At 32.0% G+C, this 19528-nt stretch carries 19 protein-coding genes; 13 read left to right on the top strand and 6 right to left on the bottom strand.

From position 1 onward, the window contains the following. Nucleotides 1–82 precede the first annotated feature (82 nt). The 4 genes from EV214_RS10060 (at nucleotide 83) to EV214_RS10045 (ending at nucleotide 3519) form a co-directional block, all read left to right on the top strand. Complete coding sequence (locus EV214_RS10060) at nucleotides 83–289, top strand: hypothetical protein (RefSeq protein ID WP_132245337.1); 207 nt, start codon at nucleotides 83–85, stop codon at nucleotides 287–289. Nucleotides 290–484: 195 nt separating this feature from the next. Continuing rightward, the gene (locus EV214_RS10055) at nucleotides 485–1411 is read left to right on the top strand and encodes a cation diffusion facilitator family transporter (protein WP_165916326.1); all 927 of its coding nucleotides are present in this window, start codon (nucleotides 485–487) and stop codon (nucleotides 1409–1411) included. 56 nt (nucleotides 1412–1467) lie between these two features. Then, nucleotides 1468–2223, top strand: coding sequence for a tRNA threonylcarbamoyladenosine dehydratase (locus EV214_RS10050; protein ID WP_132245332.1), 756 nt, complete (start codon nucleotides 1468–1470; stop codon nucleotides 2221–2223). A 216-nt stretch (nucleotides 2224–2439) separates the two neighbouring features. Beyond that, complete coding sequence (locus tag EV214_RS10045; protein ID WP_132245330.1) at nucleotides 2440–3519, top strand: peptidoglycan-binding domain-containing protein; 1080 nt, start codon at nucleotides 2440–2442, stop codon at nucleotides 3517–3519. A 34-nt stretch (nucleotides 3520–3553) separates the two neighbouring features. On the opposite strand, the gene EV214_RS10040 is transcribed toward EV214_RS10045, so the two are convergent. Further along, nucleotides 3554–4228, bottom strand: coding sequence for an RDD family protein (locus EV214_RS10040; RefSeq protein ID WP_132245328.1), 675 nt, complete (start codon nucleotides 4226–4228; stop codon nucleotides 3554–3556). A 77-nt stretch (nucleotides 4229–4305) separates the two neighbouring features. Here EV214_RS10040 and EV214_RS10035 point away from each other — a divergent pair, with 77 nt between their 5' ends. Then, nucleotides 4306–5220, top strand: a complete 915-nt coding sequence (locus EV214_RS10035) for a stage II sporulation protein M (RefSeq protein ID WP_132245326.1) — start codon at nucleotides 4306–4308, stop codon at nucleotides 5218–5220. A gap of 7 nt (nucleotides 5221–5227) precedes the next feature. On the opposite strand, the gene EV214_RS10030 is transcribed toward EV214_RS10035, so the two are convergent. Genes EV214_RS10030 through EV214_RS10010 form a run of 5 tightly spaced genes read right to left on the bottom strand, consistent with a single transcriptional unit; the run spans nucleotide 5228 to nucleotide 10098 of the window. Beyond that, nucleotides 5228–6538: a DUF58 domain-containing protein gene (locus EV214_RS10030; protein ID WP_132245325.1), complete on the bottom strand. Its 1311-nt coding sequence runs from the start codon at nucleotides 6536–6538 to the stop codon at nucleotides 5228–5230. A 13-nt stretch (nucleotides 6539–6551) separates the two neighbouring features. Next, on the bottom strand, nucleotides 6552–7505 hold the full coding sequence (locus EV214_RS10025; RefSeq protein ID WP_207669668.1) for an AAA family ATPase: 954 nt from the start codon (nucleotides 7503–7505) through the stop codon (nucleotides 6552–6554). Further along, nucleotides 7478–8491 carry a hypothetical protein gene (locus EV214_RS10020; RefSeq protein ID WP_132245321.1) on the bottom strand — a complete coding sequence of 338 codons (1014 nt, stop codon included), beginning with the start codon at nucleotides 8489–8491 and terminating at the stop codon, nucleotides 7478–7480. Before EV214_RS10020 ends, EV214_RS10025 begins: the two co-directional genes overlap by 28 nt. Further along, complete coding sequence (locus EV214_RS10015) at nucleotides 8478–9113, bottom strand: hypothetical protein (protein ID WP_132245319.1); 636 nt, start codon at nucleotides 9111–9113, stop codon at nucleotides 8478–8480. Before EV214_RS10015 ends, EV214_RS10020 begins: the two co-directional genes overlap by 14 nt. 13 nt (nucleotides 9114–9126) lie before the next feature. After that, on the bottom strand, nucleotides 9127–10098 hold the full coding sequence (locus EV214_RS10010; RefSeq protein ID WP_132245317.1) for a hypothetical protein: 972 nt from the start codon (nucleotides 10096–10098) through the stop codon (nucleotides 9127–9129). A 213-nt stretch (nucleotides 10099–10311) separates the two neighbouring features. On the opposite strand from EV214_RS10010, the gene EV214_RS10005 reads away from it, so the two are divergent. From EV214_RS10005 to ypeB, 8 genes are all read left to right on the top strand, one after another. Further along, a complete protein-coding gene (locus EV214_RS10005; protein WP_132245315.1) occupies nucleotides 10312–11133 on the top strand; it encodes a transporter substrate-binding domain-containing protein in 822 nt (273 codons plus the stop codon). A 123-nt stretch (nucleotides 11134–11256) separates the two neighbouring features. Further along, nucleotides 11257–12546 carry a lactate racemase domain-containing protein gene (locus EV214_RS10000; RefSeq protein ID WP_132245313.1) on the top strand — a complete coding sequence of 430 codons (1290 nt, stop codon included), beginning with the start codon at nucleotides 11257–11259 and terminating at the stop codon, nucleotides 12544–12546. A 177-nt stretch (nucleotides 12547–12723) separates the two neighbouring features. Then, nucleotides 12724–13386: an amino acid ABC transporter permease gene (locus EV214_RS09995; protein ID WP_132245311.1), complete on the top strand. Its 663-nt coding sequence runs from the start codon at nucleotides 12724–12726 to the stop codon at nucleotides 13384–13386. Then, complete coding sequence (locus EV214_RS09990; protein ID WP_132245309.1) at nucleotides 13370–14092, top strand: amino acid ABC transporter ATP-binding protein; 723 nt, start codon at nucleotides 13370–13372, stop codon at nucleotides 14090–14092. The genes EV214_RS09995 and EV214_RS09990 overlap by 17 nt, the downstream gene beginning before the upstream one ends. Before the next feature lie 181 nt (nucleotides 14093–14273). Beyond that, nucleotides 14274–15428: a pyridoxal phosphate-dependent aminotransferase gene (locus EV214_RS09985; RefSeq protein ID WP_132245307.1), complete on the top strand. Its 1155-nt coding sequence runs from the start codon at nucleotides 14274–14276 to the stop codon at nucleotides 15426–15428. A 493-nt stretch (nucleotides 15429–15921) separates the two neighbouring features. Further along, nucleotides 15922–17106 (top strand): FprA family A-type flavoprotein, encoded by a 1185-nt coding sequence (locus EV214_RS09980; protein ID WP_132245305.1) that lies wholly within the window; start codon nucleotides 15922–15924, stop codon nucleotides 17104–17106. A gap of 152 nt (nucleotides 17107–17258) precedes the next feature. Then, nucleotides 17259–18149, top strand: coding sequence for a spore cortex-lytic enzyme (sleB, locus tag EV214_RS09975; RefSeq protein WP_132245303.1), 891 nt, complete (start codon nucleotides 17259–17261; stop codon nucleotides 18147–18149). Nucleotides 18150–18166: 17 nt separating this feature from the next. Beyond that, nucleotides 18167–19510, top strand: coding sequence for a germination protein YpeB (ypeB, locus tag EV214_RS09970; protein WP_165916325.1), 1344 nt, complete (start codon nucleotides 18167–18169; stop codon nucleotides 19508–19510). Nucleotides 19511–19528 lie beyond the last annotated feature (18 nt).

Raw genomic sequence — 19528 nt, 5'->3', positions numbered from 1 at the left:
TTAACAAAAATTTTTAAAACAGGAAGGAATTTCAAAATAAATGTCTAAACTATATAAAAGATGAAATTTATGAGGTGATAAGATGAACAATAAGGATGACTATGATTTGATTAATTTAGTGAAGGCATTTTTGGTATTTTCAGAGGAATTACTAGAAAAAAAAGTAATTACCAAAGCATTGTATGATGAAATGACCTATAGTAAGATGAAATTTTTAAATGACATAGATGCGACAGCATATTTAATGGATGAAAGAACAGAAAAATATATATTAGAAAAAAATATTTAATAAGATGAAAAAACCTTCTTATCTGATGATATAGAAAGGTTTTTTTACTATGAAAAAGATTATTGAATTCATTATCAAATGATAATGAATAATAAAAAGATATTTTTTAAAAATATTGAAAAATAAGGGTTGCAAAAGAAATGCAAATGGATATAATAGAGTATAAAGATGTCAACTGAAAATGGAGGAGAGATTATGCACTCTATAGAAATCAATAATAAGGAAAGATTAAAATCAGCCAATAAAATTATCCGAATCACAATTATTTTAAATGTATTGCTTACAATATTTAAACTAGGAATAGGATATATAGGGAATAGTACCGCTATTATAGCAGACGGTCTTCACTCAGCTTCGGATATGATTACTTCTATTGGCGTAATCATCGGCATGTTCTTTGCAACAAAGCCGAGAGATGAGAAACATCAGTACGGGCATGAGAAAGCAGAATCTATAGCAGGATTTTTATTAGCAGCCATTTTAACTTTGACAGGACTGAATATAGGATTTTCATCTATAAAAATGATTTTTATGCATAATTATCAAGTACCACATATGTACACAGCGATTATTGCATTTATCTCTATTCTTGTAAAAGAGTATCAGTTTCGTATTACAAAAAGTGCTGCTGAAAAATTAAATAGCAATGCACTGATGAGTGATGCATGGCACCATAGATCAGATGCGCTGTCATCTATCGCAGTTTTATTTGGGATAGTAGGGGCAATGATGGGATATGGATTTTTAGATCCATTAGCAGGGATTATTGTTTCAATCATCGTTGTGCGTATAGGTATAACGATTTTGCTTGTAGCTTTAGATGAATTAATGGATGCTGCCATTGATCAAGAAAAAATGGATACCGTTAAGAAAGAAATAGAAAAAATTGAAGGGGTAAAAAGTGTAAATGAATTTAGAGGAAGAAAGCATGGATCTAAGGCATATGTTGACATAAAAATTTGTGTTGATCCACTTATTTCTGTTTACATGGGACATAATATTGGAGAGAAAGCGGAAAAATTGATTTTATCTAAAATTGACAATGCAAAAGAAGTGATTGTCCATATAGATCCATGCATAGGAGAGAAGTGTTACCAAAACTGCAAAAATACAAGGGAGTGATTTTTCGTAATAGAAAACATATAATCATAGGGTAGATTTAAAGAGGAGGAAAAATCATGAAGTTACATGCATTTTCTCGTACTGAATTAGTGATTGGTACAGAAAATTTGGAAAAATTAAAGAATAGTAAAGTTGCCATATTTGGGATTGGTGGTGTAGGTACTTTTGTAGCAGAAGGATTGGCAAGATCAGGTGTTGGCAGTTTTATACTTGTAGATGATGATGAGATTTGTTTAACAAATATCAATCGTCAAATTCATGCATTAAGAAATACGGTTGGAAAATCAAAAGTTGAATCGATGAAAGAACGTATCCTTCAGATTAATCCAGATGCAATCGTAAAAACTTACCAAATGTTATATACAAAGGAAACAGCAGAAAAATTGTTATCAGATGATTATGATTATGTAGTAGATGCAATCGATATGGTTTCTTCAAAATTAGACTTAGTAGAGAGATGTTTTCATAGAGATATTAAGATAATTAGCAGCATGGGAGCAGGAAATAAATTAGATCCTACCCAATTTGAAGTTGAGGATATATATAAAACTTCTATTTGTCCTTTAGCAAAAGTTATGCGAAAAGAGTTGAGAAAAAGAGGGATAAAGAAACTAAAGGTTGTATATTCTAAAGAAGAACCTGTAAAGCCAAAAATAGCAGATGCAGACTGTAAGAATAATTACATATGTAGCAATAAAGATAGAACTTGTGAAACAAGACGTCAAGTTCCAGGAAGTATGGCTTTTGTACCTTCTGTTGCAGGTCTTATTATTGCGTCTGTTGTAGTAAGAGATTTAATAGATCTATCATAAGGTATAAGCTAAAAACCTTAATCGATTTTCGATTAAGGTTTTTTTGAAGGAAAAATCCATAAGAAGCTTCATGTAAATTTAACCAATTCTGTTAAAATGCTTGATTTATGTAAACTATAAATGATATAGTAAAAGCCATAAGTTGCTTTAAAACAGGTTCTTCCCATAGCAAGATTATGAAAACCATAATAGCGAAGGAAGAATAAGGAGGAGAAAATGAAAAAAAATTTAAAAAGATTACTTCTAATAGGATGTATTATGAGTTTTACTAATAGTGCTATGGCTGCTGATGGACATGTTTTATCAAAAGATGTGTACAAGCTAGAGATGAACCATAAAGATATTCAAGTAATACAAGAGGCATTAAAAAAAGATGGATCACTGAACCTTTCAAAAACGACTACATATTTTGGACCAATCACTGAAAAAGCAGTAGAGAAGTTTCAAAAAAAGTATGAATTAAAATCTGATGGTATTGTAGGAAAAGCTACAGTAGAAAAGATGACAGCATTGAACCTTTTTGATGGAAATATCAAACCTACAAACTATACTTTTTCAAAGAATGTATATAAATTAGGGATGAATCATTCCGATATGAAAGTGTTGCAAGATGTGTTAAAAAAAGATGGTGTATTTAAAAATAATCATACGACGACATATTTTGGCCCCATTACTGAAAAAGCAGTGAAAACTTTTCAAAATAAATATGGATTAAAGGCAGATGGCATCATTGGAAAAAGCACAATAAATAAAATGAAAAGCTTAGGATTTATTAATGGAAGTATAAAAGCATCAACTACAAGTAGAGGTACTTCTCAAAGGAACGTAGGAGAATATCTTGATTGGTCGACACAGGTTTCGAATAAAATCATAAATAGAGGAGATATTTTATTAATAAAAGATTTAAAAACGGGCAAAACTTTTAAGGTTAAGATGGCTGTAGGCACGAATCATGCAGATTGTGAAGCATTAAATAAGCAAGAAACAGCGATTATGAAAGAAATATGGGGTGGATTTAGCTGGGAGAGAAGACCCGTACTCGTATATAAAGATGGAAGAAGCATTGCAGCATCTATGACCAATATGCCTCATGCAGGATTAGACAATAAACCAAATGGACAAACTGTATCAAATAGAAGTGGTGGTTTTGGTAGCGGATATAATTTTGATTTGATCAAAGGAAATGGGATGGATGGTCATGTAGATCTACATTTTAAAAATAGTAAAAGACATAAAGATAACAAGAAAGATCCAAAACATCAACAAGCAGTAAAAAAAGCAGCAGGGATAAAATAGAAAAATTAGAAAAGACTCATTGGTTGAGTCTTTTTTAACTTCCTATAATTCTAAGGATTTCTTCATCCGTATCAGGATATTTATTTGTAAAATAATCTATTAGCTTTTGTTGTAGTATTTCTTGATCAATTTGTACTGTATCTTTTTCATTTATGTAAGTGAAAAGGAGTTGTTTTTCATCTTCTGTTAACTTGTTTATTGTATCTTCAGATAGATGATCGAAATAACGATATAAGCTTTCCTTTTCTTCCTCTATGACCATAGTAGATGCGAGTACATCTCCTAATCGCGCATCATCATTTCTAAAAAAGATCATGAGTATCCCCACTAGGTAGTTATCTACAAATATTCTAAATAGATTTCTGATTAAGGAATGTTTTATATCCATAGGCTGTCCATTCTTTCTAATTGTTCTTAGGCCTAATGTCTTCTTTCCAAAGGTTTTGCCATTCATAACCATTTCTGAAACAATAAAATAGCCATAATTGACAGATGCAATGATCAATAAAAGAATCGCTAAGAAATAGGAATTTTTTGATTCTAAGTATTTAACAGGATCATTCATTCCTGCTAGCGCAAAGAGTACCATTAAGTATACAGACCCTTGAATCAAATAATCTATAAATGCTGCAACAACACGACTAGCGACTCCTGCTAAGCGATACTTCACTTCTATATTTTCTGGGGTTGTGATTGAAACAAATTGCATAATATTTCCTCCTTTTTCTTTAAATAGAAATTTGTTACAATGGTATTGAGGTGATTATATTGAAAGAAAATCAGTTTATGGAAAAAAATAAAATGTATTGGGACGAACTTGAGGGGCATATCCATTTATTTAGTAAAAATAGAATTGCAAATATCCCTTCAGAAAAAATCGAACGGTTTTTATATCTTTTTAGATCTGCTAGTCATCATCTAGCGTATGCAAGAACGCATTACCCGAAATCAAAACTTGAAAGATACCTAAACACTTTAGTAGGGAATGCACATCAGCATTTATATACAGTTCGAAAAAATCCTTGGGATGATTTTAAAATTTATATACTGCAAGATTTTCCAAAAGCATTAAGGCAATATCACTTGTTTATATTAGCAAGCTTTTTTGTTTTCTTATTGGGGGCAATGATTAGTTTTATTATGGTGGTTCAGGATCATACAAACAGTTTGTATTTTTTACCTAAATCCATACTAGAAACCATTGACTATAGTTTCAAGGATAGACAATGGGATTATCCGCTCATGTCAAGTCAAATTATGATTAACAATATCACTGTGAGTCTAAAAGCATTTGTTTATGGTTTATTTTTAGGCATTGGTACCTTGTACATACTATTTGTCAATGGATGTATCCTAGGGGCGTTAACATCACTGGTGTATTTAAATGGTGATTTGTTAAAATACGCATCCCTTATTCTTCCTCATGGGATCATTGAATTAACAGCTATTTTTATTGCAGGTGGAGCAGGTTTGTTATTAGGCAAAGGGCTACTTATCCCTGGTAAATATAGAAGACTCGATTATCTAATTCAAAGTGGAAAAGAAGGGGCACGATTGTTATTAGGATGTATGCTATTTCTTGTTGTTGCAGCACTCATCGAAGGATTCTTTACCCCTCTTGCAATACTACCAATTATCAAATTAGGCTTTGCGGCTTTCACACTATTGATACTGATCTTATATATTAAATTTTTAAAATAATCGCTATCTATATAGCGTCTTTATTTTTTATGCGCATATACCCATTTACAGCTTGATAGATGATATCCTCTTTGTCACACTCAATACAGGTAACCCCTTTTCTATGAATGGTTTTTATTATTTTTTTTCTTTCATTTTTCATTTTATATCCCATGCCTTTTACAAAGGCATCTTTTTGATTATTTATTTTAATTTGTATGGCTTTATCTAGTTTTTCGTCCTTTACTAAAAATAGGATTACTTCATGCTTTTGGGTGATATATTCGAGTCCCTTTTCTATATAATATACTTCCTGCAACGTATCCATATCTGTAAAGATGCAGATTAAGCTTCTTCTTTTTTCTTTACTGTTAAGATAGAATAATACTTCATCATAGTTAGATGTAAGTCTCGTTCCTTCTACATGGTAAAGGGCCTCTAGTATAGTATTGCGATGATGATTGCCTTTAGAAGGTTTTACAAATGCATCTACTTTTGTATTAAACACCATGAGTCCAGATTGATCTTTATTATAACAAACCACATCTGATAAAAAAACAGAAGCATTGATGGCCAAATCTAGCTTGCTATATGCATTAACCCGATAACTCATCGTTCTCCCTGTGTCTAACAATATATATATGTGTTTATTGTTTTCGGGTTCATACTGATTGACCATGAGTTTATTTTCTCTTGCTGTTTTCACCCAGTTGATCTTCCGAATATCATCCCCCCTTACATATTCTCTTAAGCTTTCAAACTCTCTACCATCAGATTTTCTTTTAATAACCTTGTTACCACTGTGTATAAAATAATCTTTTTTAAGCATAATATGATACTTCTTTAAATTTTTAAGACTAGGATATACTTTGTATTCTTGACTATTTTTAATAAGCAAATCTTTCTTAACAAGGCCCAATCTTCCTTTGCGTCTGATGTATATTTCATCAAATAAAAATGCACCTCTTTTATTTGATGTGATCATAAAAGTAAATAGACAACTGGAATAAGGGTTAATTCTTTCAAGTTGAGAATTATTTTTGCAGATAAAGGTACCTGGAAATTCATGCAAAACCTCTATAACAGCGGGTAATTTACTTTTGTTATATATCCGAATGCTTATAGATTCTTCTTCAAATAAGGATAATTTATGATCACCCATTCTTTCTACTTCAAAAGAATCTTTTATAGGCGTTATGAAATAATCCAGTATGGTAAAAAGAAGTAGTACTGTATTATATAATATGAAACTTTCAAAATAGATACCAAAAGGGAGGCTTATACCTATAAAGACGATTCCTAGTAACGAAAATAGAATAAATTTTTTTGTAATGGTCACTTTTTCACCACCCTTAACGGGGAACTTTTACATCAGATAAAATTTGGTTAATGACATCATCTGTTTGGATGCCTTCCACATAAGCTTCAGGCTTTAAAATGATACGATGTCTTAGGATTGGATAAGCAACTCTCTTGATATCTTCTGGAATGACAAAATCTCTTTCCATCAATACAGCATTAGCTTTCGATGCTTGTAATAATGCAATAGACCCTCTAGGGCTACTGCCTATTTCTACAAAGGATAGTTCCCTCGTTTTATTGACGATTTGTACAATATACGCAATCAACGCATCGTCAATGGTTATGTTTTTCACTTCTCTTTGGCAAGCTAATAAATCCTCTCTATCTCCTACTACGTTGATCTCTACATTTTCAAGGGTTTTATCAAAGCCTTCATGATATCTTTTGATCACGGCTATTTCGCCTTCAATAGAAGGATAATCTATATAGATTTTCATTAAAAATCTGTCTAATAGGGCTTCAGGCAGTGGATAAGTGCCTTCATATTCTACTGGATTTTGTGTAGCAAAAACTATAAAAGGTTCTTCAAGTCTGTATTCTATGCCATCGATGGTTACGCTTCCCTCTTCCATAGTTTCTAGTAATCCTGCTTGGGTCTTGGGTGGTGTTCTGTTGATTTCGTCTCCTAATAATAGATTTGTAAAGATCGGTCCTTTGATGAACTCAAATTCTCTTTCCTTTGTATTATAGATTCTTGCGCCTGTAATGTCTGATGGCATCAAATCGGATGTAAACTGTACTCTGTTAAAATTTATGCCTATTGTTTTCGCAAGGGATTTAATGAGGAGGGTTTTTCCTAAACCGGGGACACCCTCTAACAATATATGTCCTTTTGTTAAGATGGATATGAGGATCAAATCTATCACTTCACTTTGTTCGACAATTACCTTGCTCAGCTCATTTTTTATATTCCAGATCAATTCCTTTGTTTTAATCGCTTCCAACCTGCCACTCTCCTTTTTGCGAGCATTTGTGTCAATTCGTCTAAATCTTTGATGTTATTCATAAAATAATTTTGATTATTTATTTCTCTTTGCACATTAAATACGCTTACGGCTTTCTCTTTATAGGGTATATGATGTTTTTCCCATAAATGCAGCACTTCATTTTGATGGATGATCCTTTTAAAAGTGCGATGGAGTTCTCTTTGAAAAGCAGTATAAAATTCATGATATACTGTATCTATACATCTACCCTTTTCGTAAAGGTTAGCGGAAGCGTACAGATATTCATTTTCATCTCTTTCTATTTCATCGATAATTCTTTTAGCTTTTCCAAATCGCTTTCCTAAATAAAACATACATCCGAATAGTGTAAAGATTAACTGGAAGAATAGGATTTTTACATAAAAAGGAAGATTGCGATAGAGTGAAGGCGTTTGCCCTTCTACAAATCGGTAGTATTCATTGAAAACTATATTTCCTTTAAAGGCTTCTATATATTTTAAAATAAAATAGGCACCTGTCGTATCTTTTAATAGGGTTTCATTGGTGATCAAGCGAATATCTCCAATGAGTAGTTTTCCTTGACCCAAAGTATATACATAGGCTTTTTTCTGATATTGATCCAAAGGATTAGGATATGTATACTGATCATAACGGTCTGTTAAATAGATGAGCTTCCCACCTTTCTTGATAAAGGCTTCAGCTTCTGATAGTTCAAAAGGTATATGATTTTTATCCTCAGTAATGATATAGATATTATCTGGATTCCAATCTGAAAAAGAAGATGCATCGATGCTTGTAGGATAACCTAAAGTTTTTAATGTATCATAATAAATAGATACCCCTTCTTTTGCGGTGTTTAGAGGTAAAGATACATTGCTTTTATTTGCCTTACCGATGGTTTGTCCCATAAGATCAAAACGATTTATTGTGTAGAGCGTTATAATTAATAAAACGACAATTCCTATGATTTTACGTTTTTTCATGATAATGATGAACCTCCATAACAAGGTTGGTGATTTGGTCTTTATAGCAAGAAAATTGTTCTTGATGGATTTGTTTATCTCCATACCAAATATACTGAAAATAGTCGCCTATGCTTTTAAAAATATGCATACCCTTAAATTTTTTATTCTTTAATACCTTTAGCATTTCATAATTTGTTTTGGAATCATCTAAAAAGCACAAAGATTTTTCATTCATAACTATAAGGATACTAATAAAATGAAGTCGGACTGCATCTTTATAGTTTTTTTCTTCTTCACACTGGATGGCTTTTTTATATAAGCCATCATAAGTGGTTTCTTCATCGATGGTTTCGCCATAAATAATCTTAGAATGCATAATAGATCCATGACTATTTTGTTTCATTAAATAAAAAATGAGTGCAGCCAGTGATAAAATCAAAAGCAGTATAAAAGTATTTTGCGTTGTATTTGTACTGAATGTAGAATGGCTAGTTTCTTTCGTAAATGGCTTATTTAAAAGATTCGATAGTTTTTCTAAAAATATCTGAAAGAGATTTTTATTTCCTTTTAAATGTAGATACTTGGCACTGTCTATAATTTGGTTGATGGTTCCATCAAAGGTTCCCTTTGGTAGTCTCACTTCTATTACTCCTTTATTCTTTGTTTAAATCTACAGACTGCATAGCGGGTACAGTTTGCTGTTGATTGAGTGCATTAAGCATATTACTGATTTTAAATCCTTCTTTTTTATATTTCATATTCACATAATAAAGGGTCCACATGATGGGTGCGATGGGCGTTAAAAATATTAATAATATGAAGTTTACAACAGGTTGTGCTAGGGTACTATAAGTAATCATCTGTGATACAATAGAGCCCCCCACATCTATTTTGCCAAGTAAAAAATATAATAATGTTGAAATTGCACCAATGGCTGAATAAATGGATAATTTGACCCCCCAATCAAATAGCATAATACTCAGTACGCGAAAAGCATTTTTTAGTACTTCGTCTTTTGCAAATTGGATACTCTTCTTAATCGATTCAAAACCCTTACCTTTATCAAATATGGCAATGTGTAGGGAATAGAATAAATAACTTCCGATGACAGCACCGATCAAAGAATAAAGGAATAGACGCATCATAATCCCAAAGAAAGTTAATGAATTGAGCTTATTCGTTAAAATTGTAAAATTAGCGGCTGTAACGCCCATAGTGCTCATAATGATCATAATAGGTAACAAACAGACACCCAATGCAGTAGCTAATCTGATGGAGGGGCCAAAACTTGAAAAAGCCTTTCCGAGTGCATCAGAAGCACTTAGATCGTCGTCATTTACATAGCTATAGACCATATGAAAAATGCCTGCTTTGCTCATACATATAAAGGTAGTCATTCCTATGAACATAATTGTAAGAAAACAAATAAATCCAAAGGTTCCATTGATTTTAAATAAACTCAGCATAGGAAATAATACTAAACCTCCTGCTCCCACAATTAAGATGGATGTAAGCGCAAATAGTAATTGATAGCCTATCAAGCTTTTCAATTTCTTTCGATATACCTCTATAGATAAATCTAATACCCTTGCATTTGTTATTTTTTCATTAAACCATTCTTTCATGATTCCCCTCCTTATCTTTTTATATAATTCTAACACATTTTGTATATTTTGGTAATACACGAAAAGGAATCTATATTATAAAAAAAACTTTCGAATAATAAACATAAAAAAATAATCAAAGAAATTATAAAAATAAACTTGCATAAATATTAGATAAGTTGTATAATATTACGAAAGATAAAGAAAAATTAAACTTCCAAGGGGGAAATAAATATGTTTAAGAAAACGAGTAAAAAAATAGTAGCAGTTTTACTTATGCTTTGTATGGTATTTGCATTTTCGGGATGTGCAAAAGAAGAAAGTAGTGCAGATGCGCCAGTAACAAAAATAGATGAAATTAAAAAAGCAGGAAAACTTGTATTGGGTACAGCAGCAGATTACCCACCTTATGAATTTCACAAAGAAATTGATGGAGAAGATACAATCGTAGGATTTGATATTGAAATTGCCAAAGAAATTGCAAAAGATCTAGGGGTTGAACTTGAAGTTAAAGATATGAAATTCGATGGATTGTTAGCTGCTTTAGTAGCAGACAAAATTGATATTATTGTTGCAGGGATGGTACCGACTGAGGAAAGAGCAAAAAGTGTAGATTTTTCAAAACAATATTATACTGCAGAACAAAGTATTTTAATAAGAGCTGAAGATAAGGACAAATTCAAAACAAAAGAAGATTTTAAAGGGGCTAAGGTAGGCGCGCAAAAATCAACAATTCAAGAAGATATTGCAAACAGTATTGAAGGTGCAGAAGTAAAATTAATTAGTAAAATTACTGATTTAGTATTAGATTTAACAAATGATAAAGTGGATGCTATTGTATTAGTAAATCCTGTAGCAAGTGCATATGCAAAGAGTAATCCAGATCTTTATGTACCAGAAATATCTTTTGGAACGGAAGAAGGTATTGCTACAGCGGTAAATAAAGGAAATGAAGAGTTAGTAGAAGCCATTAATAATACATTAGACAAGTTAATGAAAGAAGATAAAATTAATCAATTTATTAGTGATGCAACTGCATTAACAGAGCAAGAGTAAAAATGAAGAACATATAAAATAAAGACTCGAATTAATCGAGTCTTTTCTGTATCTTATCCTTTTATTAACTAAGATTATGGAAAAATGCAGTGCGTATATGTTATATAGAAAGAGGGAAAGTGTATGAAAAGGGTAAATATGAAGTACGGAAATACTACAATAGATGTTTCTATACGTATGGATAACTTACTAGGTGTGATAGAGAGTAATAAAACCTGTAGCCATAAAACGGAAGAAGAAGTAGTAATAGATGCACTGAAAAATCCGATAGGAAGTAACCCTTTAGGAGAAATAGTTCAGAAAGGGGAAAAAATTTGTATTGTCATTTCAGATATTACAAGAGCGTGGCAGAAAATGAATTTTTACCTTGCTTTTATTGTAGATGAATTAAATGAGGCTGGGATAGAAGATCGAGATATCATATTTCTTTGTGCTACGGGGTCCCATAGAAAACAAACAAAAGAGGAACATAGAATTTTACTTGGGGAGAAATTAGCACAAAGGTTTGAAGTGATTGATCATAATGCCTTAGATCAGGAACAACTTGTATTTTTAGGAAAAACAAGCTTTGGAACACCTGTAAGATTAAATAAATTAGCAGTAGAAGCAGATCATGTATTACTAACAGGTGCGATCGTATTTCATGATTTAGCAGGTTTTGGAGGTGGGAGAAAATCGATCTTACCAGGAATCGCATGCTATGAATCCATCATGGCAAATCATGCATTAGCGCTCAATGAAAAAGTTGGAGGTGGTTCTAATCCATCTGTTCGGTGTGGCAATGTAAAAACAAATCCTATACATTTGGATATGATAGAGGCTACAAATTTTTTAAAACCATCTTTTCTTTTTAATGTGATTATTGATGGAGATGGGCATATTATAAAAGCTGTGGCAGGTGGTTATATTAAAGCCCATGAGATGGGACAAAAAATGGTTGAGCAAATGGATGGTGTATCGATTAAAGAAAAAGCTGATTTAGTAATTGCATCAGCAGGAGGATACCCGAAAGATATCAACTTATATCAAGCGACTAAAACATTAAGCAATGCAAAAGAAGCTGTAAAAAATGGAGGAAACATTATTATATTAAGTGAATGTATTGAAGGTGTTGGAAATGAGGATGTACGACAGATTATTGAGGATTATGAGAACAATGTAGAAAGAGAATGTGCAGTAAGGGAAGAATTTAGCGTTGCTAAATATATTGGTTATGATATGGCCCAAACTGCAAAAAGATTTCAAATTATATTTGTATCTGATTTAGATCCAGATTTAATGAAAAAGATTCATATACAAGTAGTAAAAACAGTAGAAGAAGCTTTAACAAGGGTTTATAAAGAAAAAGGAGAAAATTTAAAAGCATATTTTATACCTTATGGAGCAAATACTTTACCCAAATATAAACAATAGAAGTATGAAAAAACAAAAGTGTTTTTCAATATATGCTTGAATAATTATAAAAAATATTGTATAATGCTACAATAGGTTGATAGATGATTAGAAATTCATAAAGTATGTAAAAATGGCAAAAGGAGAGTATATACCTTTTGCCTAAATTATTCATTGTTATATTAGGAGGTGTTCGTATTGGACATAGAATTTTTAGCAAAATATTATAAATTTTTTATCAGCGGCACAGGGATTACCCTCTTTCTTTCATTTTTTGGTGTGATCTTTGGGGTAGTGATTGGTGTGTTTTTAGCCTTAATGAAGTTATCTGAAAAACCTTTAATAAGAATGCCTGCAACAGCGTATATAGAGGTAGTAAGAGGAACACCACTTTTAGTACAATTATTTCTTATTTATATTGGACTACCTAAAGCAACAGGCATTGCATTCCCCGATTTATCTTTAGCCATTATCGCGGTGTCATTAAATAGCGCAGCTTATGTAGCAGAAATTATACGAGCAGGGATTCAATCTATTGATAAAGGGCAAATGGAAGCTGCAAGATCTTTAGGGATGACACACAGTGTGACGATGCGATATATTATTATTCCACAAGCATTTAAAAACATATTGCCAGCTCTTGGAAATGAATTTATTGTTCTTGTGAAGGAATCAGCAATTGTTTCTGTTATTGGAATACATGATTTGATGTACAAAGCGGATACGGTACGAGGGATATCTTATAAGCCGTTTGCGCCACTATTGATTGCAGCAGTTATTTATTTTTCTATTACATTTACCCTTTCAAAATTAGTAGGGAACCTTGAAAGGAGGTTGAGTGCTGGTGATCCGCGTAAATAAATTAAATAAAAGTTTTGGTCAATTACATGTATTAAAGGGCATTGAGGAACACATTAAAAAGGGAGAAGTTGTGGTTGTAATCGGACCAAGCGGATCTGGTAAAAGTACATTTTTAAGATGTTTAAATCTTTTGGAACATCCTACAAATGGGGAAATTATTTTTGAAGGTGCTTCCATAACAGATCCGAAGAATGATATCAATAAACAAAGAGAAAAGATGGGGATGGTATTTCAGCAGTTTAATCTGTTTCCACATATGACGGTTCTAGAAAATATTACCCTATCTCCTATAAAAGTGAAGAAAATGGAAAAGTCAGAAGCGGAGAAAATTGCATTTCGTTTACTGAAAAGAATTGGATTAGAAGATAAAGCAGATAGCTATCCCAATCAGTTATCAGGCGGTCAGAAACAAAGAATAGCTATTGCTAGAGCATTAGCTATGTCACCAGATGTAATGCTTTTTGATGAGCCAACTTCAGCACTAGATCCAGAAATGGTTGGAGAAGTGTTGGATGTAATGAAAGAATTAGCGGATGAGGGCATGACCATGGTGGTGGTTACGCATGAGATGGGATTTGCAAAAGAAGTAGGATCAAGGGTTCTTTTTATGGATGACGGGAAAGTAGTGGAACAAGCTTCGCCGAGAGAATTGTTTGAAAATCCAAAACACCCAAGAACGAAGGATTTTTTAGCAAAGGTTTTATAAAGAGAATAGGATATATAAAATATTCGTGAAAATAGATAAATTTTCTATTTTACACGGATATTTTTATAGAAAATACAAAAATTTTCAATTTATGAATAAAGAATCAACTTAGTTTATAAGAGGTGTTTGGTCATTATAGTAAAATAAAGAATATTGGATAAAAAAGAAAGCGGGTGTAAATATGAAGCATAAATTTCTTTCAAAGAGATATTGGAATAGTGGGGCAACACCTATGGCAGAGGTTGTTGAACTTGCATACAAATATGATGATTTGATCAATTTAAGTTTAGGAGACCCAGATTATATTACAGATAAACATGTGATTGATGCGTCATCTTTAGATGCACATAATGGACATACAAGATATGCAGATTCATTAGGAGATATAGAGCTAAGAAAAGAACTTGTTAACTTTTATAAAAATCAATATGATTATGAAGTAAGTGATCGAGAAATGATGATGGTGGTAGGCGCTTGTCACGGAATGTACTTAGTGTTAGAAGCAATTTTAGATGATGGGGATGAAGTCATTGTACCAGCACCCTATTTTGTGCCTTATTATGACCAAATCACATTAGCAAGAGGAAAAGCAGTCATCTTAGAAACGTATGAGAAGGATCATTTTCAAATAGATGTGGAAAGATTAAGAACATGTATTACAAATAGAACAAAAGCGATTATTGTAAATACACCGAATAACCCTACAGGGGCTTGTTTGAACAAAGAAACTTTAGAGGATATTGCAAAAGTAGCCAAGGAACATGATTTAATAGTCATTGCAGATGAAGTATATGGGGGATTTAGTTTTCATGAACCTTTTATACCGATTACTACATTTGATGGGATGAAAGAAAGAACCATTACATTAGGGAGTTTTTCAAAGGATTATGCTATGACAGGATGGCGTATAGGATATGTTTTAGCTTCAAATTTTATTATTGATTGTATTAGAAATATTAATGAAGGAATTTGTTTTTCTGCCCCGTCCATTTCTCAAAGGGCTGCGATTCATGCAATAAAAAAGAGAGAAAGTATCCTTCCTCCTATGGTAGAAGAATATAAAAAACGAATGTTTTATGCGTATGAGCGGATCAATAATATCCCCGAAATGTCTGTTTTGCCACCACAAGGAACTTTTTATTTATTTGTGAATATAAAAGGAACAGGATTAAGTTCTATGGAAATAAGTAGAAAAATTTTAGAAGAAGGTCATGTTTTGGTGATTCCAGGGAGCGCCTTTGGAAAAAGTGGGGAAGGCTATGTGCGCATCGCATGTACTGTAGCTGTAGAGAAGCTTAAGGAAGCTTTTGATCGAATTGAGAAAATAAAATTTTAAGGTTTTTTCTATGAGATAAAGCTATTTTTATAGAAAAATATATATAAAATAGAGAGATAAGCAGAGGATTGATGGTTTTGAAAACAATTTGTAACATAAATGTTATTGATTTAACGAACCAATTTGTGGTATATATATATACAAGGGAATAGATATTTTATTATTGACAGAAAGGGTATTTAATATAAAACAAAAAGTAAAGAATACTCAAACGAATATTAAATCAATAAATTGTCAATAATACAGAAGTTCTTATAGAATAAATTTGGGTTTAAGGAGAATAAAAATGAGTATGAATAGTGTAAAAACATTAATGGTAGGTTCTATGTTTTTTGTATTAATATCAAGTTTTAGCATTGGTATTGCGAATTTAAGTAAAATGTTGATTCAGTAAAAATAATGACCTTTTGGTCATTATTTTTTTAAAAATGTTTGTACAATAAATAGTTGGGTAAAATATCTTTTAGAAACTAAAGATAAGGAGCTGATTGATTTGGCAGTAAGTGAGATTAAAAAAGGGGTATATTGGGTTGGCGCTGTAGATTGGAATATTCGAAAGTTTCATGGACCATCCTATCATACACATAAAGGAACAAGTTATAATGCATATTTGATTATAGATGAAAAAATTACCCTTGTAGATATTGTAGATGTGGACTTTGTAGATCAAATGATTGAAAATATTAAAACGATTGTGGATCCTTCGAAAATTGATTATGTAGTTATTAATCATGTGGAACCAGACCACTCTGGTGGATTTCCTAAGGTTATGGAGTACATTCCTGATGCAAAAGTTTTTTGTTCTAAAAACGGTAAAGATGCAATGATCCATCATTATTATGGGGATTACAACTATGAAACTGTAAAAACTGGAGATAAGATTTCATTGGGTGAAAAAAATATCACTTTCATTGAAGCGCCGATGCTACATTGGCCAGATAGTATGTTTTCTTATATAGAAGAAGAAAAGTTACTAATGCCGAATGATGCTTTTGGTCAGCATTTAGCATCATCTAGATTGTTTGATGATGAGAATGATTTACATGAAGTAATGGATGAAGCAAAAAAATATTTTGCAAATATTTTAATGCCATTTAGTCCAATTGTCGTGAAAAAGATACAAGAAATTGTAGGTATGGGATTAGAGATTGATATGATTGCTCCAAGTCATGGGATCATATGGAGAAGTCATCCAGAAAAAATTATAGAAAAATATATAAGCTGGGGAAAAGGGGAATCTATAAAAAAAGCGGTTATTGTTTATGAGACCATGTGGAATAGTACAGAAAAGATGGCAAAAGCTATCCTTGAAGGTCTTGTGAGTGAAGGCGTAGATGCAAGAATCTATAAGGCATCTATTACAGATACAAATCATATTTTAACAGAAATTCTAGATGCAAAAGCAGTGCTAGTGGCTTCTTCTACTTTTAATAATACGATGATTCCAGATGTGGCATACTTTCTAGAAGAAATGATGGGATTAAAGCCGAAAGACAAAATTGGTGCAGCCTTTGGTTCTTATGGTTGGGGAAAAGGTGCAGTAAAAAATATTGAAAAGAAAATGAGAGAAGCAAGGATCAACCTTGTAAAAGAAGGATTAGAATTTAGATATGTACCAACAGAAGAAGATTTAAAGAATTGTTTTGAATATGGAAAAGAAATAGGGAAAATGATATAGAAAAGTTAAATTTTGAGCGTCCAGTATTTTTCTGGACGCTTTAATTTTTTTGATGTACAGTAAGGTGTATTTTTTCGGATATATAAATAATAAAGAATAATTAAAGTGTTTTTAACAGAAAATAATAAAGAATATGTTAGGAGGGGAAATGATTGAGAAAAGTTACAATAATTACATGTGTTACTTTAATGATAAGCTTTTTAATAGGCAATATTTTTATAGATACAATATACGCAGGTAGTCTCTCATGGGGATCTAGAGGAGAAGAAGTAAGAGTCGTGCAAACAAAATTGAAAAATTGGGGATATTATACTGGAAATATAGATGGTGCTTATGGGAAAAAAACGTATCAAGCGATTGTTAACTTTCAGAAAAAAAATGGACTTGTAGTAGATGGAAAAGTAGGGACTCAGACAAGAAAAGCATTAGGAATGACTACAAAAACAACTACGACAAAGTACAATGATTTGGTGAAACGCGCGCAACAGAAATTAAAGCAATGGGGGTACTATTATGGCGCAGTAGATGGTATATATGGATCAAAAACATATACGGCTGTTACCAAATTCCAGAAAAAAAATGGATTAAAGGGTGATGGGATTATAGGCAGCAATACAAAAAAAGCATTAGGAATAAGTGGAAAAACTGCTAAAGAAGCATATACACCTACAAGTAGAGGGGTTTCTAGAAATGATGATATATCTTTACTTGCAATGGCTATACATGGAGAAGCGAGAGGAGAACCTTATGTAGGAAAGGTTGCTGTAGGTGCAGTGATTTTAAATAGGGTAAAACATCCATCCTTTCCAAACTCTATAGCCAGTACCATTTATCAACCAGGTGCTTTTACTGCAGTCGATGATGGACAAATATATTTAAAGCCTAATGCAGAATCTTTTAAAGCAGCAAGAGACTGCTTAAATGGATGGGACCCTACAGGTGGCGCTATCTATTATTGGAATCCGGCTACTTCTACAAGCAGATGGATATGGACAAGAGAAGTAACTTTAAAAATTGGAAAGCATTGGTTTGCACACGAATAGAAATGAGGAATGTTTATATGAAAAAGGGAGTTTTTTTAGCGTTAGTGGTCTCTTGTTTAGGGACTGGTATATGGGGGTATACCCAGTATCAGCAAAATAGAGAACATAATGTTTTTTTAGAAAATCAATTTCAAAGAATGTTTCACGATATGGTAGTAGATGTAGAAAACATACAAGTAAATCTATCCAAAATAAGGGTGACAGGTTCTCCAAAGCAAAATGTACTATTGTTTTCAGATACGAGGTATCTATGTTATGATGCACAGGAAAAATTGACACAGCTACCTATTGCACATGGAAATGTTAGCAGAACAGAAAAATTTTTAAGTCAAGTAGGGGATTTAAGTGCAGCACTTGCAAGAAACAACCTTGAAGGGAAACCTTTAAACCAAGATGAAAAAAAGATGATTGAAGAATTACATAATTATGCGAATTACTTATCCCAACAATTGATCTCTTTACAAAAGAATATGGCAGATGATGGAATGCGCATTGGGGAGTTAAGAAAAAAAGTGAATCAACAACTAAAAAAAGCAAATGAAAATATGCTTACCACAAGTTTTTTAAATATTGAAGAAAAAATGCAAGCGTATCCAGAATTAATTTATGATGGTCCTTTTTCAGAACATACAAAAAAAAGAAAATCTAATTTACGGGGAAGAAGTGTTGAAAAAGATGAAATAGAAAAGATCGCAAAAGATTTTGTAGAAGATGGAAGAAAATATGAAGTAGATAGTATAGGAGAAATAGGGAACAATAGAATGCCTGCATATTTATTAAATTTAAAACCTTTAGGAAATGAAAAAAAATTAATGACAATGGCAATTACGAAAACAGGGGGACATGTTTTATGGATGTTAGACACAGGTAAAATAAAAGAGGTGAAAATTTCAGAAAAGCAAGGAATTGCAATTGCACAAAACTTTTTAAGCAAAAAAGGATATGAAAATATGATACCTACCTATTCACTAAAATATGATGGACAATTACTCATTAATTTTGCCTATATGCAAGATGATGTGACTATGTATACAGATTTAGTGAAGGTTAAAGTTGCGTTAGATGATGGACGAATTGTGGGATTTGAGGCGGAAGGGTACCTCTTTAATCATTATAAAAGAAATATTACTGATCCTAAAATAAGTATAGATGAAGCAAAAGATAAAATAAATATTTACACCGAAACTTCCGAACCGAGATTGGCTATTATACCAACTGAAGGGGGGAAGGAAGTATTGTGTTATGAATTTAAGACAAAATACCAAGAGGATGCATTTTTGATATATATCAATGCAGAAACTGGAGAAGAACAAAAAATATTGCAGATCCTCATTAAAGATGATGGCATACTGATGCTATAAAAAATTTTTCTTATCATA

Source organism: Marinisporobacter balticus, assembly GCF_004345705.1.
GTDB classification, from domain to species: Bacteria; Bacillota; Clostridia; order Peptostreptococcales; family Thermotaleaceae; genus Marinisporobacter; species Marinisporobacter balticus.
Note: the sequence above shows the minus strand (reverse complement) of the source record. Positions and strands in the feature narration are given on the sequence as shown.